The organism is Cryobacterium sp. HLT2-28 (assembly GCF_004402495.1).
In the GTDB taxonomy this organism is placed as follows: Bacteria; Actinomycetota; Actinomycetes; order Actinomycetales; family Microbacteriaceae; genus Cryobacterium; species Cryobacterium mannosilyticum.
On the sequence record NZ_SOFH01000023.1, the window covers coordinates 278,336 to 294,012 of the forward strand.

The 15,677-nt window shown below is 71.7% G+C and carries 13 protein-coding genes; 12 read left to right on the plus strand and 1 reads right to left on the minus strand.

What is annotated here, in order from left to right:
• Positions 1-90 precede the first annotated feature (90 nt).
• The 12 genes from E3O48_RS12780 (at position 91) to E3O48_RS12835 (ending at position 12,076) form a co-directional block, all read left to right on the plus strand.
• Positions 91-801, plus strand: a complete 711-nt coding sequence (locus tag E3O48_RS12780; RefSeq protein ID WP_134539291.1) for a sirohydrochlorin chelatase — start codon at positions 91-93, stop codon at positions 799-801.
• Between the two features lie 207 nt (positions 802-1,008).
• Positions 1,009-2,718 (plus strand): nitrite/sulfite reductase, encoded by a 1,710-nt coding sequence (locus E3O48_RS12785; RefSeq protein ID WP_370249959.1) that lies wholly within the window; start codon positions 1,009-1,011, stop codon positions 2,716-2,718.
• Positions 2,715-3,458 (plus strand): phosphoadenylyl-sulfate reductase, encoded by a 744-nt coding sequence (locus E3O48_RS12790; RefSeq protein ID WP_134539293.1) that lies wholly within the window; start codon positions 2,715-2,717, stop codon positions 3,456-3,458. The genes E3O48_RS12785 and E3O48_RS12790 overlap by 4 nt, the downstream gene beginning before the upstream one ends.
• Positions 3,440-4,393, plus strand: coding sequence for a sulfate adenylyltransferase subunit CysD (gene cysD / locus E3O48_RS12795; protein WP_134508051.1), 954 nt, complete (start codon positions 3,440-3,442; stop codon positions 4,391-4,393). Before E3O48_RS12790 ends, cysD begins: the two co-directional genes overlap by 19 nt.
• Positions 4,393-5,808: a sulfate adenylyltransferase subunit 1 gene (locus tag E3O48_RS12800; protein WP_134539295.1), complete on the plus strand. Its 1,416-nt coding sequence runs from the start codon at positions 4,393-4,395 to the stop codon at positions 5,806-5,808. The genes cysD and E3O48_RS12800 overlap by 1 nt, the downstream gene beginning before the upstream one ends.
• Positions 5,805-6,881, plus strand: coding sequence for an ABC transporter substrate-binding protein (locus tag E3O48_RS12805; RefSeq protein WP_134539297.1), 1,077 nt, complete (start codon positions 5,805-5,807; stop codon positions 6,879-6,881). Before E3O48_RS12800 ends, E3O48_RS12805 begins: the two co-directional genes overlap by 4 nt.
• Before the next feature lie 3 nt (positions 6,882-6,884).
• Entirely contained in the window at positions 6,885-7,706 is an 822-nt protein-coding gene (locus tag E3O48_RS12810; protein ID WP_134539299.1) for an ABC transporter ATP-binding protein, read from the plus strand.
• Positions 7,696-8,631, plus strand: coding sequence for an ABC transporter permease (locus tag E3O48_RS12815; RefSeq protein WP_134539301.1), 936 nt, complete (start codon positions 7,696-7,698; stop codon positions 8,629-8,631). The genes E3O48_RS12810 and E3O48_RS12815 overlap by 11 nt, the downstream gene beginning before the upstream one ends.
• Positions 8,628-9,917, plus strand: a complete 1,290-nt coding sequence (cobA, locus tag E3O48_RS12820; protein WP_134539303.1) for a uroporphyrinogen-III C-methyltransferase — start codon at positions 8,628-8,630, stop codon at positions 9,915-9,917. Before E3O48_RS12815 ends, cobA begins: the two co-directional genes overlap by 4 nt.
• Positions 9,914-11,320 carry an FAD-dependent oxidoreductase gene (locus E3O48_RS12825; protein ID WP_134539305.1) on the plus strand — a complete coding sequence of 469 codons (1,407 nt, stop codon included), beginning with the start codon at positions 9,914-9,916 and terminating at the stop codon, positions 11,318-11,320. The genes cobA and E3O48_RS12825 overlap by 4 nt, the downstream gene beginning before the upstream one ends.
• Positions 11,317-11,646, plus strand: coding sequence for a ferredoxin (gene fdxA / locus E3O48_RS12830; protein ID WP_134539307.1), 330 nt, complete (start codon positions 11,317-11,319; stop codon positions 11,644-11,646). Before E3O48_RS12825 ends, fdxA begins: the two co-directional genes overlap by 4 nt.
• Before the next feature lie 34 nt (positions 11,647-11,680).
• Entirely contained in the window at positions 11,681-12,076 is a 396-nt protein-coding gene (locus E3O48_RS12835; RefSeq protein ID WP_134539309.1) for a four-helix bundle copper-binding protein, read from the plus strand.
• Positions 12,077-12,081: 5 nt separating this feature from the next.
• On the opposite strand, the gene smc is transcribed toward E3O48_RS12835, so the two are convergent.
• Positions 12,082-15,651 carry a chromosome segregation protein SMC gene (gene smc / locus E3O48_RS12840; RefSeq protein ID WP_134539311.1) on the minus strand — a complete coding sequence of 1,190 codons (3,570 nt, stop codon included), beginning with the start codon at positions 15,649-15,651 and terminating at the stop codon, positions 12,082-12,084.
• Positions 15,652-15,677: the final 26 nt, after the last annotated feature.

Sequence of the window (15,677 nt, forward strand, 5' to 3'; positions counted from 1 at the left end):
CCTCGCCCGGCGCACCGGCTACCCGATCAGCCGGCGGTGAAGGCCGACATCCGCGGTAACACAGCCGGTGCGACCCGGCAGAATGGTCGAGTGAGCACTCAGACTCCCCCAGCGCTCGTCGGGATCGCCCACGGCACCTCGTCGGCACACGGCCAGGCTGCGGTCGCCGGCCTGATGCGCGCCGTGGCCGCCGCCCGGCCCGACCTGACGGTCGTCTCCGGCTTCGTCGACGTGCAACAGCCCGACACCCCGGCGACCCTGGCCGCCCTCCCGGCGGGGCTTCCCGCCGTCATCGTGCCGCTGCTCCTGTCGGCGGGCTACCACGTGCACGTCGACCTGACCGAGGCCGTGCGGGCCGAGACCGGGCGCTCAGTGCTGCTTGCCGGCGCGCTCGGGCCCGACGACCGCATCATCGCGGTGCTCCGACAACGACTCGCGGAGGCCGGTCTCCGACCGGACGACGTGGTCGTGCTGGCCGTCGCCGGCTCGAGCGATGCTCGGGCTGTGGCTGCCTGCCGGGTCGTGGCCGAGCGCCTCGCGGATGCCGCCGGGCGCGAGGTGACCCTCGGCTTCCTCTCCGCCGCCACACCCCGGCTGGCCTGCGCGGTGACGAGGGTCAGGATCAACCGGCCGGGCCGGCGGGTCGTCGCCAGCAGCTACCTGCTCGCCCCCGGTTACTTCCAGGGACTGGTCGAGAAGGCCGGCGCGGATGTCGTGACCCGCCCACTCCTCGTGCCGGACGAGCCGGCCCCGGCGCCCCTCGTCGAGGTCGTCATCGACCGGTATTCCGCCGCGCGATAGCCGCCTCCGCGACGCCCGAGCGCGACATCCGTTCCCGGCGCACCATAGCCGACCCGGCCTGCCGAGCCCCACTGTGACGCCGCGCTACGGCGCGTGACAGGCCGTTACGCGCCGGGGAGACACCGACCCCCCGTTCTCGGTACGTTTTCTCCCACGCGGTCCGGCATCCGTTGTCGCCGTAGTCGCGTTCAAGGAGGAGGAACCATCGTGTCACCGAGTCAGACCGAGACGGCGCCGCCGGCCCGCCCGAAGCGCCAGGCGTCGCGTCCGAACGGACAGTGGAAGGTCGATGGCACCGCGCCCCTGAACGGCAACGAGGTCTGGAAGCAGGAAGACGGCGGCCTCAGCGTCCGCGAACGTGTCGAGAAGGTCTACTCGAAACAGGGCTTCGACTCGATCGAGGGCACTGACCTGCACGGCCGGATGCGCTGGTGGGGCCTCTACACCCAGCGCAAGCCGGGCATCGACGGCGGAAAGACCGCCACCCTCGAACCGCACGAGCTCGAGGACAAGTACTTCATGCTCCGGGTGCGCATCGACGGCGGCCAGCTCACCACCAGCCAGCTGCGCGTCATCGGCGAGATCTCCACCGAATTCGGCCGCGACTCCGCCGACCTCACCGACCGGCAGAACATCCAGCTGCACTGGATCTGCATCGAGGACGTGCCGGAAATCTGGACCCGCCTCGAAGCGGTCGGGCTGCAGACGACGGAAGCCTGCGGCGACGTGCCCCGCGTCATCCTCGGCTCCCCCGTCGCCGGCATCGCCGCCGACGAACTCATCGACCCGAGCGGTCTCATCACCGACATCACCGCGCGCTACATCGGCGACGAGAGCCTCGCGAATCTGCCGCGCAAGTTCAAGACGGCCATCACGGGGAGCCCCAGCCAGGACGTCGTGCACGAGATCAACGACATCTCCTACGTCGCGGTCGACCACCCCGAGCACGGAGTCGGATTCGACCTGTGGGTCGGCGGCGGCCTCTCCACCGCCCCGCGCCTCGCCGAACGCCTCGGCGTCTTCATCGCCCCCGACCGCGTCGCCGAGGTCTGGCACGGCGTCGCGAGCCTCTTCCGCGACTACGGCTACCGGCGCCTGCGCAACAAGGCCCGTCTCAAGTTCCTGCTCGCCGATTGGGGCCCGGAGAAGTTCCGGCAGATCCTCGAGGACGAGTTCCTCGAGTCGCCGCTCCCCGACGGCCCCGCGGCACCGCCGCCCACCCGCGCCGGCGACCACGTCGGCGTGCACAAGCAGACCGACGGCCGCTACTACATCGGCGTCACCCCGTTCGTCGGCCGGGTCTCCGGCCCCACCCTGCTCAGCCTCGCCGCCCTGCTCGAAGCGAACGGATCGACCCGGCTGCGCACGACCCCGCACCAGAAGCTGGTCCTGCTCGACATCCCTGAGGAGAACGTCGAGGCGCTCATCGTCGCGCTCGACGAGATCGGCCTCGCCGCACGCCCCAGCCTGTTCCGGCGTTCGACGATCGCCTGCACCGGCATCGAGTACTGCAAGCTCGCGATCGTGGAGACCAAGCAGGCCGCCACCGACGCGGTGCTCGAACTGGAGAAACGCCTGGCCGGGATCGACGTGCCCCAGCCGATCAGCCTGCACGTCAACGGATGCCCGAACTCCTGCGCCCGCATCCAGACCGCCGACATCGGCCTCAAGGGGCAGCTCCTGCCGGACGCCGATGGCGGACAGGTACCCGGGTTCCAGGTGCACCTCGGCGGCGGTCTGGCCTCGGTCGGACGGGACGAGGCGGGCCTCGGCCGCACCGTGCGCGGCCTGAAGGTCACCGCGGACGACCTGGCCGACTATGTCGAACGGATCGTGCTGCGGTTCATCGCCGACAAGAGCGCCGACGAGACCTTCGCCCACTGGGCGCATCGCGCCGACGAGGAGGCACTGCAATGAGCGTCGACAACACCGGCATCCACAGCACCGGCCGGGCGGGCACGCTCCGCTCCGCGGACGAGTTGCGCGCCCTCGCCGAGAGCGGCGCCGCCGAACTCGGCGAGGCCGGCTTCGAGCAGGTCGTCTCCTGGGTCGCCGCGAACTTCGCGGTGGACGCCGTCGCGGTCGCCTGCTCGATGGCCGACGCGGTTCTCCCCCACGTCGTCTCCGCGCAACTGCCCGACGTCGACGTGCTCTTCCTTGACACCGGCTACCACTTCAGTGAGACCCACGAGACCCGGGCCGACGTGGCCCGGCTGCTGCCCGTGCGGGTCGTCGACGTGCTGCCCGAACACTCGGTGGCCGAACAGGACGGGCTGCACGGGGCGGAGCTCTTCAACCGCGACCCCAACCTGTGCTGCGCCATGCGCAAGGTCGAGCCGCTGCACCGCGCCCTGGGCGGCTACGAACTGTGGTTCACCGGCGTGCGCCGGGACGAGGCGCCCACCCGGGCGAACACGCCACTGGTCACCTGGGACGAGCGCAACGGCCTGGTCAAGGTGAACCCGCTCGCCGCGTGGAGCTTCGAGGACATCCTCGACTACGCGGCGGCGCACCAGGTCCCGGTCAATCCGTTGATGGCCCAGGGCTATCCCTCCATCGGCTGCGCGCCGTGCACGAAACCCGTCGCCCCGGGCGACGATCCCCGATCCGGACGCTGGGCCAGCCTGGCGAAGACAGAATGCGGACTCCACCTGTGAACGCCACCGACACCGCCTCGCCGATCCGCGCCACCGGCAGCCACCGCCTGTCCCAGCTCGACGTGCTGGAGAGCGAGGCCATTCATATCATCCGCGAGGTGGTGGCCGAATTCGAACGCCCCGTGCTGTTGTTCTCCGGCGGCAAGGACTCCGTCGTGGTGCTCCACCTCGCTGCGAAGGCGTTCTGGCCGGGCCGGGTGCCCTTCCCTCTCCTGCACGTCGACACCGGGCACAACTTCCCCGAGGTCATCGCCTTCCGTGATGCGACCGTGGAGCGCCTCGGCCTGCGGCTCGAGGTCGCCAGGGTGCAGGACTACATCGACGACGGCCGGCTGCACGAGCGTGCCGACGGCACCAGGAACCCGCTGCAGACCCTGCCCCTGCTCGACGCGATCGCCGCCGGCCGGCACGACGCCGTCTTCGGCGGGGCCCGCCGCGACGAGGACAAGGCCCGGGCGAAGGAACGCATCCTCTCCCTCCGCGACGAATTCGGCCAGTGGGACCCGCGCAACCAGCGGCCCGAACTGTGGAACCTCTACAACGGCCGCCACACGGTCGGCCAGCACGTGCGGGCGTTCCCGATCAGCAACTGGACCGAGCTGAACGTCTGGCGTTACATCGAACGCGAGCAGATCGCGCTGCCCCCGCTCTACTACGCGCACGACCGCGAGGTGTACCGCCGCGACGGGATGTGGCGCTCGGTCGGCCCGGTCAGCATGCCCCGGGCGACCGAAACCGTCGAGAACCGCACGGTGCGCTACCGCACCGTCGGCGACATGAGCTGCACCGGCGCGGTCGAGTCGGATGCCGCATCCGTCGACGCCGTCGTGCGCGAGGTCGCCCTCAGCACGATCACCGAACGTGGCGCGACCCGCGCCGACGACCGGATCTCCGAAGCAGCAATGGAAGACCGAAAAAAGGACGGGTACTTCTAATGACCCAGGCACTCATCGACAGCCAGGCCCCCACCCACAGCCAGGCACCGAGCCCGGCACAGGCAGACCTCTCCGCGGCCGAAACCCTGGCCGGCGGCACCCTGTTCCGCTTCGCCACCGCCGGCTCGGTCGACGACGGCAAGTCGACCCTCGTCGGCCGGCTCCTGCATGACTCGAAGGCCGTGCTCGCCGACCAGCTCGACGCCGTCACCCGCACCTCCACCGAGCGCGGCTTCGGCGGCGCCGCGGGCGGCATCGACTTCGCCCTGCTCACCGACGGCCTGCGCGCCGAGCGCGAACAGGGCATCACCATCGACGTCGCCTACCGCTACTTCGCCACCAACCGGCGCTCCTTCATCCTCGCCGACTGCCCCGGGCACGTGCAGTACACCCGCAACATGGTCACCGGGGCCACCACGGCCGACGCCGTCATCATGCTCATCGACGCCCGCAAGGGCGTGCTCGAACAGACCCGCCGCCACCTCTCCGTGGTGCGTCTGCTCCGGGTGCCGCACATCATCGTCGCCGTCAACAAGATCGACCTGCTCGGCTACGACGAGGCCGCGTACACCGAGATCGCGGATGCCGTGCGTACGGTCACCGGGGAACTCGGCCTCGGCGCGGTGCACGTCATCCCCGTCTCGGCCCTGGCCGGCGACAACGTCGTCAACGCCTCCCCGCGCACCCCCTGGTACACCGGGCCCAGCCTGCTCGAACTGCTCGAGACCCTGCCGGTCGTCGACGAGGTCGAGAGCGCCCTCGAGGCCTTCCGCCTGCCGGTGCAGCTCGTGCTGCGCCCCCAGGGCGCCGTCGCCGTCCCCGCAGCCGACGCGCCCGCCTTCCGCGACTACCGCGCCTACGCCGGGCAGGTCACCTCCGGCACCGTGCGGGTCGGCGACGCCGTCACCGTGCTGCCCGGCGGGGCCGGCACCGTCGTCACCGGGATCGACTTCGCCGGCACCGAACTCACCGAGGCCTTCGCACCGCAGTCGATCGCCCTCCGGCTCAGGGACGACCTCGACATCGCCCGCGGTGCGGTGATCGGCGCCGCCGGCACGCTCCCCGACCCCACGAAGGAGCTGACGGCGGCCCTGTTCTGGCTCGACCCCCGGCCGCTCACCCCCGGCGACCGCGCCCTCGTGAAATTCGGCGCCAACACGGTGCAGGCCATCGTCACCGCCGTCACCGGCCGGCTCAACCTGGACACGCTGGAGCAGGAGACCGCCGCGAGCCTCGACATCAACGACATCGGCCACGTCACCGTGCGGCTCGCCGCGGCGCTGCCGGTCGAGACCTTCGCCTCCAGTCGCCGTTCGGGCGCATTCCTCGTCATCCATCCGCAGGACGGCGCGACCCTCGCCGCCGGCATCGTCACGGCCGCCGGCATCGCCGTGGCCGCCGGGGTACCGGCATGACCCGGCGCACCGGTCTCGCCTCGCGCACCGGCCTGGCCCTGGCCGCGATCGCCCTCGTTCCCGTGCTGTTGGGCGGATGCTCGGCGCAGGGCAGCGCGGCGGCGCCGGCCGGACCGGCCGAGGAACTCCGCCTCGGCTACTTCGACAACGTCACGCACGCCCCCGCGCTCGTCGGGCTGGAGAAGGGCCTCCTCGCCGACAGCCTCGGCGGAACGAAGCTCCGCACCCAGATCTTCAGCGCCGGGCCGACCACCATCGAGGCCCTCAGCGCCGGAGCCATCGACGCCGCCTACATCGGCCCGAATCCCGCCGTGAACAGCTTCGTCAAGAGCGCCGGGCAGTCCGTCACGATCGTCGCCGGGGCCGCCAGCGGCGGCGCCGCCCTGGTCGTGCGCGCCGGCATCGACGGGCCCGCCGACCTGGCCGGCACCACCATCGCCACCCCCCAGCTCGGCAACACCCAGGACGTCGCCCTCCGCGCGTGGCTCGGCGAGCAGGGCTACGACACCGACACCGCGGGCGGCGGCCAGGTGCACATCGCGCCCACCGACAACGCCCAGACCCTGGCCCTGTTCCAGAGCGGCAAGATCGACGGGGCCTGGCTGCCCGAACCCTGGGTGTCCCGGCTCGTCCTCGACGCCGGCGCCACCGTGCTCGTCGACGAGGCATCCCTCTGGCCCGACGGGGCCTTCCCCACCACGGTGCTGCTCGTCCGGAGCGAGTATCTGGCCGCGCACCCGGAGACCGTGCGGGCCCTCGTCGCCGGGCACACGGCATCCATCGACTGGCTCACCGCGCACCCGGGCGACGCCGCCGCCGTGATCAACAAGAAGCTGACCGAAGACACCGGCAAGGGCCTCTCCGACGCCGTGATCACCCGGGCGCTCGCCCATGTGACCTTCACGACCGACCCGCTCGCGGCGACCTTCCCGGTGCTGCTGGGGGCCGGCGTCACGGTCGGCACCGCGAAGCCGGGCAAACTGGACGGTCTCTTCGACCTGACGGCCCTGAACGCCGTGCGCGCGAAGGCCGGCGTCGCGCCGGTCGGCGCCGCGGGACTCGGAACGGAGTAAGCCATGATCGACACCAGGACGGCACCGGTCACGGTCGATGCGACCACCGGCACTGCCACCACGGTGGCCATCCAGCGGCAGGTCGCTGCCCCCGCCATTCGCGTCGACGGCCTCACCAAGCGATTCGGCACCGACGGCCCGGTCGTGCTCGACGACATCACCCTGTCGATCGAGCCCGGCGAGTTCGTCTGCCTGCTCGGCGCGTCCGGCTGCGGAAAGTCGACCCTCCTCAATATCATCGCGGGTCTTGAGCATCCGACCAGCGGCACCGTCACCGTCACCAGCGGCAGTGCCGCGGTGATGTTCCAGGAGTCGGCCCTGTTCCCCTGGCTGACCGCCGGCCGCAACGTCGAACTCGCCCTCAAACTCCGCGGAGTGCCCAGGGCCGAGCGCCCTGGCCAGGCGCTCGAACTGCTCGACCTCGTCAACCTCGCGGATGCCGCGCACAAGCGCCCGCACGAGCTCTCCGGCGGCATGCGCCAACGAGTCGCCCTCGCCCGCTCGCTCGCCCAGGACCGCAAGGTGCTCCTGATGGACGAACCGTTCGCCGCGCTCGACGCGATCACCCGGGACCTGCTGCACGAGGAACTCGAGCGGATCTGGCGGGAGACCGGCCGCACGATCGTCTTCGTCACCCACAACGTGCGCGAGGCCGCCCGGCTCGGCCAGCGGGTGCTGCTGATGTCGTCCCGTCCGGGGCGGATCGCCAACGAGTGGCGCCTGGCCGACACCGGGCCGCGCCGGATCGAATCCCCGGAGGTATCCCGACTGTCGATCGAGATCACCGAGCAGCTGAGACAGGAGATCCGCCGCAATGCCCACTGACACGAGCACCGACCAGAGCACGGCCGTCCCGGCGCTCCCCGCATCCGCCCGCGCCACCTCGAACGACGACTTCCGCACCCTCGAGGCGGGCCTTGACGCGCTGCAGACGGTTCCGCTCGCCGAGCGTGGCCCCTGGCGGCGCATCGTCGACGGCGTGCTGCCGCCGGTGCTGCTGCTCGCGGCGCTGGTCGTCGCCTGGCAGTTCTACGTCGTGATCGCGCAGCCGCGCCCCGACCTCGTGCCGGGGCCGTTCAACGTCGCGGCCTCGATCGGCGAACTCTGGTCGAACGGGCGCCTGCAGCAGGCGGTGCTCACGAGCCTCGCCCGCGGGGGCGCCGGCTTCCTGATCGCCGTCGCCATCGGCACCCCGCTCGGGCTGCTGCTCGCCGAGTGGCGGCTGCTCCGCCGCGCGCTCGGCCCGCTGCTCTCCGGGCTGCAGGTGCTGCCCTCCGTGGCCTGGGTACCTGCCGCGATCATCTGGTTCGGGCTCACGGACGCGACCGTCTACTTCGTGGTGCTGATGGGCGCGGTCCCCTCGATCGCGAACGGACTTGTCGCCGGGATCGACCAGGTTCCGCCGCAGCTGCGCCGGGTGGGCACGGTGCTCGGTGCCTCCCGCCTCCAGCTCGCGACCCTGGTCATCCTGCCCGCCGCCCTGCCCGGCTACCTCGCCGGACTCAAGCAGGGCTGGGCGTTCTCCTGGCGCTCCCTGATGGCGGCGGAGATCATCGCGATGGGCGGGTCGATCGGCTTCGGACTCGGCTCGATGCTGCAGCAGAGCCGGGACCTGGCCGACCTGCCCGGGGTTCTCGCCACCATCCTCGTCATCCTGTTCGTCGGCATCCTGGTCGAACTGATCGCATTCGCCCCGGCGGAGCGCAGCCTCCTGCGCCGACGCGGCCTGACCGCCGGAGGCCCCCGATGACGCACTCCGCGAACCCTGTCGCCGCTGGCCCTGTCGCCCCTCGCCCGGTGGCGCTCTACCCGCTCGGCCTCAGGCTCTCCGGCCGCGCCGTGCTCGTCGTCGGCGGCGGTGCCGTCGCCGCCCGGCGCGCGTCGGGCCTCGTCGCCGTCGGCGCGCTCGTCACCGTCGTCGCCCCGGAGGCCGGTCCGGACCTCCGCGCCCTCCTGTCCACCGGCGTCGTCACCTGGCGGAACCGCGGCTATCGCACCGGCGACCTGGCCGGGGCCTGGCTCGCCCACACGGCGACCGGCGTGACCGAGGTCGACACCCAGGTTGCCGCCGATGCCGAGGCCGCACGGATCTGGTGCGTGAACGCGGGCGATCACACGGCCTCCGACGCCTGGGTCCCCGCCGTCACCCGGCGGGACGACGTCACGGTCACGGTGTCGACCGGCGGCGACCCGCGCCGGGCCATGGCGCTGCGGGATGCGATCGCGACCTCCCTCGACGCCGGCGAGCTGCCCCTCCGCCACCACCGCCGCCCCGCGGGCGCCGGCACCGTGCACCTGGTCGGCGGCGGCCCCGGCGACCCCGGCCTGATCACCGTGCTCGGCCGGAGACTCCTCGCCGAGGCCGACGTCGTGATCGCCGACCGTCTCGGCCCGCGCTCCCTCCTCGGCGAGCTCGACCCCGAGGTGCTCGTGATCGACGTCGGCAAGCTCCCCGGCCACCACCCGGTCCCCCAGGACGAGATCAACGCGCTGCTCGTCGAGCACGCCCGCGCCGGGCGCCGGGTCGTGCGTCTCAAGGGCGGTGACCCCTATGTTCTCGGCCGCGGCGGCGAGGAGGCCGCCTACTGCCGCAGCCACGGCGTCACCGTGGAGGTCGTGCCCGGCGTGACCAGCGCCATCTCCGTCCCGGCGGCGGCAGGCATCCCGGTCACCCACCGCGGTGTCGCGGCCGGCTTCACGGTCGTCACCGGGCACGAACAGCTCCGCGCGCTCCCCGGCGGACGGGACCACACCGTGATCCTGCTGATGGGCATCAGCGCCCTGTCCGGCTCCGCCGCGGTGCTCGCCACCGGCACCCGCGGCGAGGGCTGCCCCGTCGCCATCATCGAGGACGGTTACGGCCCCGGCCAGCGGGTCACCATCGGCACCCTCGCCACGATCGCCGCCCTGGCCGAGAGCCGCGGCGTCGCCTCCCCGGCCGTCGTCGTGGTCGGTGACGTCGTCACCCTGAGCCCGCACGCGCACACCCCCAGAAGACAACTCGTCACCACCGCACCCCGAAAGGCCCACTCATGACCCGGACCCCCACGGCGCCCCAGCCCCTTCGCGTCGCCATCATCGGCGCCGGCCCGGCCGGCATCTACGCCGGCAACATCCTCACCCGGGCCGTGCAGGACGCCGGCGGCGAGGTCGGAATCGACCTGTTCGACTCACTCCCCGCCCCCTACGGCCTGATCCGATACGGGGTGGCGCCCGACCACCCCCGGATCAAGGGCATCGTCAACTCGCTGCACGAGATGCTGGACGCCGGCACCATTAGGTTCATCGGCAACGTGGCCTACGGCACCGACCTCGACCTGGCCGACCTCCGCGCCCACTACCACGCCCTCATCTTCGCGACCGGGGCGATCCGGGATGCCGTGCTCGGCATTCCCGGCATCGACCTGCCCGGCTCCTACGGGGCCGCCGACTTCGTCTCCTGGTTCGACGGGCATCCGGATGCCCCGCGCGACTGGCCGCTCGACGCGACCGACATCGCCGTGATCGGCAACGGCAACGTCGCCCTCGATGTGGCGCGGATGCTGGCCAAGCACCCGGTCGACCTGCTCCCGACCGACATCCCCGCCACCGTGCACGCCGGGCTCGCCGGCTCGCCGGTGACCGATGTGCACGTGTTCGGCCGCCGCGGACCGGCCCAGGTGAAGTTCACCCCGATCGAACTGCGCGAACTCGGCGACATCCCGAACGTCGACGTGCTGGTCTATCAGGAAGACTTCCCGCGGGACGAGCACTCCGAGCAGCGGCTCGCCGCGTCGAACAACCAGGTCAAGGTGATGACCCGTACCCTGAACGGCTGGCTGAGCCGGGAACCGACCGGGGCTCCGCGCCGGCTTCACCTGCACTTCCTGCACAGCCCGGTCGAGGTCTACGGCGCCGGCCGGGTCGAGGGCATGCGCTTCGAACGCACCGAACCCACCGCGGACGGCGGCGTCCGCGGCACCGGGGAGATCATCGATTACCCGCTGCAGGCCGTCTACCGCGCGGTCGGCTACCGGGGCAGCGCCCTGGCGCAGGTGCCGTTCGACAAGGCCAGGGGTGTCATCCCCAATGACGGCGGACGGGTGGTCGACGGTCAGGGAACCCCGCTGCCCGGCCTCTACGCGACCGGCTGGATCAAGCGCGGACCGGTGGGCCTGATCGGTCACACGAAGAGCGACGCACTCGAGACCGTGACGAAGCTGCTCGAGGACCATGACCTGACGGTGCAGCCCGGCCGGCCGGCGGAGGACGCGATCCTCGCCCTGCTCGACGAGCGGGGCATCCGTTTCACGACCTGGTCCGGCTGGCTCGCCCTCGACGCGCACGAGCGCTCGCTCGGCCAGGCCGACCTGTCCACGGTGACGCGCGAGCGCGTCAAGGTCGTGCCGCGCGACGAACAGGTCGGCATCGCCCGCTCCGAAAGCCTGGTGGTGTCGTGACCTACGTCATCGCGCTGCCGTGCGTGGACGTGAAGGACCGCGCCTGCGTGGACGAATGCCCCGTCGACTGCATCTACGAGGGCGACCGTTCGCTCTACATCCACCCTGATGAATGCGTCGACTGCGGCGCCTGCGAACCGGTATGCCCGGTCGAGGCGATCTACTACGAAGACGACGTGCCCGAACAATGGGCCGAGTACTACACCGCCAACGTGGACTTCTTCGTCGACCTCTGTTCTCCCGGCGGCGCCGCGAAGACCGGCGTGCTCTCGTTCGACCACCCGATCATCGCGGCACTGCCGCCTCAGGGCGCGGCCGACGCCTAGCGACAGGGACCCGCACCGGCGCTAGGGTGTCGGCATGCCCGTGAAGGATTGGCCGGAGAATTCGATCGAGGCCGGGATCACCCAGTGCGTCACGGCCTGTGACGCGCTGGTGAAGGTCAGCGAAGACTGCGCGGACGCCTGCCTCGCCATCGAGGGCGACGGCGAGGTCACCGCCTGCTTCCTGGCCGACCTCGACTGCGTTGAAATCTGCATCACCACGACCCGGGTATTGTCTTGGCACACCCGCAACAACGGTCCGACCGCGATCTCGATCCTGGAGACCTGCCGGGAAGCGAGCCAGGTCTCAGCGGCGGCCTGCGAGCGGATGAAGGCCATTCACCCCTCGTGGCAGACCTGTTCGATGGCCTGCCGCCGGGTCGGAGACTCCTGCACCCGGTTGCTCGCCGCCCTGGGGCACAGCGCGGGGTGACGGCTTCAGGACGCCCGGGCCTCGTCCTTCGCGAGCCGCTGCCCGACAACGGCCGAGACCCCGTCCTGCCGCATCGACACGCCGTAGAGGGCGTCCGCGATCTCCATCGTGCGTTTCTGATGGGTGATGATGATCAGCTGGCTCGCGGCCTTCAGGTCCTCGAAGATCGTGAGCAGCCGGCCGAGGTTCGCGTCGTCGAGGGCCGCCTCAACCTCGTCCATGATGTAGAACGGGCTCGGCCTCGCCTTGAAGATCGCGATCAGCAGGGCGACCGCCGCCAACGAGCGTTCACCGCCGGAGAGTAGTGAGAGCCGCTCGATCTTCTTGCCGGCCGGTTTGACCGAGACCTCGATCCCGGTCGTGAGCAGGGAGTCAGGGTCGGTGAGGCGGATGCTGCCGCTGCCGCCGGGGAACAGCACCGGGAAGACCTCGGCGAACGCCGCCTGGGTGTCGTCGAAGGCGCTGCCGAAGATGACCCCCATCTTCTCGTCGATCTCCGCGATGATCGTGAGCAGGTCGGTGCGGGTGTTGGTGAGGTCGGTCAACTGTTCGGTGAGGAACTTGTGCCGTTGCTCGAGGGCCGCGAACTCTTCGAGGGCGAGCGGGTTGATCCGGCCGAGTTGCGCCAACCGGCGTCCCGCGACGGCGAGGCGCTGCTGCTGCGCGGCACGGTCGTAGGGCAGTCCCGATGCCCCGGCGTCGCTTTCGGACGGGATCGGCTGGTCGGGTCCGTATTCGGCGACGAGCACGGCCTCGACCAGGCCCAGTTCGCTGCCCGCCCGTTCGAGCAGGCCGGACAGGTGGAGCTTCTTCTCGTAGATCTCCAGTTCGAGGCCGTGCACGTTCTCGGTGACAGCCTGGAGCCGGTCGCGCAAGGCAGCGTCCTCCCGACGCAGGGCCGAAAGTTCCTCGTTCTGGCTGGTCCGCTCCGCCTCGGCCTGGGCCAGGCGGAAGCGGGCCTCGCCGACCGCTCCGTCGACGGAGGCGAGCACCCGGGGCAGCGCCTGGGCGACCTCCATGGCTGCCGCCACCTGGCGGCGCCGGATCACCGCGCGCCTGGCTGCCTCCTCCGCTGCCGCCCGCTCGGCCTCCAGCCGCCTGGTGAGTCCGGCGCTCCGGGCCTGTCCCGCCCGCACGCGTTCCCTGGCGGTCTCCACCTGAAGGCGTGACTCGATCTCGGTCTCCCGGGCGGCCTCCACCTCGGCGTGGACGGCGTCCCGCGCGCTCACGTCCAGGACCGGGCGAGGTCGCGCCCGCAGCGCCTCCAACTCCGCGGAGGTGCGAGCGGACTCGGCCTCCGCGCCCGCGACGGCAACGCCTGCCACGTGCAGGGCCGTGGAAAGCCGGTCGAATTCGGCGGTGGCGGCCTGGACCTGCACGGTGGCCCGGCCGGACTTCTCGGCGCGGGCGGTGACGCGGGACTCTGCTTCCCGCTGCGCGGCACGCGCTGCGACGAGCTGCTCCTTGCCGTGGCGGAGCAGTCCGCGCTGTTCTACAAGGTCCGCTCCCACCCGCTCGACCAGGGACCGGACCTCGCCGAGCCGGTCGGCCGCCGCGTCCCGGTCGGCGACCAGTTCGAGCCTGCTCCGCCGGGCGCCGGACCCTCCGCGCAGCACGTGTTCGCTCAGCACGTCGCCGGCCAGGGTGATGAACGTCAGCGGCGCCGTGCCGCCGGCGGCCAGCAGGTCCTCGGCGGCCCGGGCGCACGCCAGGTCGTCGGCGACGACGATGTGCTCGAGCAGTGCGAGGACCCCGGCCGGGGCCTCGACGACCGAACGAGCCCAGGCCAGGCCAGGCCGGTTCGACAGGTCCGGCAGGTTCGACAGGCCGGGCAGGGTGGACACGCCGGTCCCCGCGGCCGTTCCCGGGTTCCCGCGGCCGGCGACGATGAGCTCGACCCGGCCGAGGTCATCGGCGCGCGCCGTGCCGATGGCGTCGAAGGCGGCGTCCCGCGTCTCCGCCAGCACGGCGTCGGCCAGCGAACCGAGAGCGGCGGCGATCGCGGCCTCGAAGCCCGGATGCACGTGGACGTGGTCGGCGACGAGGCCGCGGATGCCGGCCTGCGCCTGGGCGACGAGCGCGGACGAGCCGTCTTTCTGGTCCAGGGCGAGCGAAAGGGCACCCGTGCGGGCCGCGAGCGCGTCCCGTTCACGCTCGAGCGTGTGCAGTTCCTCGCGCAGGCGCTCCACCTCCGCCTCGGCCTCGGTCACGACGGTCCGGGACCGTTCGCACGCGTCGGCGAGGTTGCTGCCGTCGGCGCCCTCCGCCCCGGCATCGGCGTGGAGCGCGTCGAGCACGGCCTGGGCCGCATCCGCTCGCTGCCTGGCCGCGTCGAAGGCGTTCTGCTGGCGGAGCACCTCTCCCCTGACCGAGGCCAGCCGGGACGCCGCGGTCTCGGCCTGCCCCTTCAGGGCGGCGATCTCGAGGTCGTGGCGGGAGACCAGCGCCGCCTGCGCGGCGATCTCCAGGTCGAGCGCGTCGAGCCGTCCACGCGCGGTGGCGGATGCCTCGCGAGCGTTCGCATGCCGGGTCTCGGCCAGGCCGATCCGTTCCCGCAATGCGTCGACCTCGGCGGCGGCATCCCTGAGCATGGCCGGGGTCACGCTCGGCCCGGTGTCGACGGACTCGGCCTGGTCGGCGAGCAGGGCCAGGCGCTGGTTGGCCAGCGTGTACAAGCCGCGGAGGCGTTCCTGCACGGACTCGAGGCCGAAACTGGTGCGCCGGGCCAGGTCGACGGCGTCGCCGACCTGGGCCTCCTCGAGCCGGCGCAGGCGCAGGCGCTTCTGGTCAAGCTGCTCCTGCAGCACGATGCGTTCGGAGTGGCGTTCGCTTTCGGTGCGACCGTGCGCGTCGAGGGCCGTGCGCAGCGTGACGACGTCGTCGGCGAGGAGGCGCGCCCGCGCGTCACGCACGACCGCGGCGATGCCCTGAGCTTCGCGCGCGACCTCGGCCTGGCGACCGAGGGGTTTGAGCTGGCGCCGTATCTCCCCCGCGAGGTCGCTGAGCCGGGTCAGGTTGGCCTGCATCGCGTCGAGCTTGCGGAGGGTCTTCTCCTTGCGGCGGCGGTGCTTGAGGATTCCGGCCGCCTCCTCGATGAAGCCGCGCCGTTCCTCGGGGCTGGCCCGAAGCACGGCGTCGAGCTGCCCTTGACCGACGATGACGTGCATCTCCCGGCCGAGGCCGGAATCGCTGAGCAGTTCCTGCACGTCGAGCAGGCGGCAGGTCTGCCCGCTGATCGCGTATTCGCTGGCCCCGTTGCGGAACAGGGTGCGGGAGATCGTGACCTCCGAGTAGTCGATCGGGAGGGCGCCGTCGGTGTTGTCGATTGTCAGCGTCACCTGGGCCCGGCCGAGCGGACCCTTGGTCGACGTGCCGGCGAAGATGACGTCCTCCATCTTGCCGCCGCGGAGGGTCTTGACGCCCTGCTCCCCCATCACCCAGGCGAGCGCATCGACCACATTCGACTTGCCGGAGCCGTTGGGGCCGACCACGCAGGTGACTCCGGGCTCGAAGGCGAAGGTCGTGGGCTGCGCGAACGACTTGAACCCCTTGAGGGTGAGGCTCTTCAGATACAACGCTGCGCCCTTTCCGGTCGTCGGCG

What these genes read in the sequence shown, in the direction of transcription:
- E3O48_RS12790 (WP_134539293.1), top strand. Translation starts at nt 2,715, where the DNA reads ATGAGCGTCGACAACACCGGCATCCACAGCACCGGCCGGGCGGGCACG.
- cysD (WP_134508051.1), top strand. Translation starts at nt 3,440, where the DNA reads ATGCGGACTCCACCTGTGAACGCCACCGACACCGCCTCGCCGATCCGC.
- E3O48_RS12800 (WP_134539295.1), top strand. Translation starts at nt 4,393, where the DNA reads ATGACCCAGGCACTCATCGACAGCCAGGCCCCCACCCACAGCCAGGCA.
- E3O48_RS12805 (WP_134539297.1), top strand. Translation starts at nt 5,805, where the DNA reads ATGACCCGGCGCACCGGTCTCGCCTCGCGCACCGGCCTGGCCCTGGCC.
- E3O48_RS12810 (WP_134539299.1), top strand. Translation starts at nt 6,885, where the DNA reads ATGATCGACACCAGGACGGCACCGGTCACGGTCGATGCGACCACCGGC.
- E3O48_RS12815 (WP_134539301.1), top strand. Translation starts at nt 7,696, where the DNA reads ATGCCCACTGACACGAGCACCGACCAGAGCACGGCCGTCCCGGCGCTC.
- cobA (WP_134539303.1), top strand. Translation starts at nt 8,628, where the DNA reads ATGACGCACTCCGCGAACCCTGTCGCCGCTGGCCCTGTCGCCCCTCGC.
- E3O48_RS12825 (WP_134539305.1), top strand. Translation starts at nt 9,914, where the DNA reads ATGACCCGGACCCCCACGGCGCCCCAGCCCCTTCGCGTCGCCATCATC.
- E3O48_RS12835 (WP_134539309.1), top strand. Translation starts at nt 11,681, where the DNA reads ATGCCCGTGAAGGATTGGCCGGAGAATTCGATCGAGGCCGGGATCACC.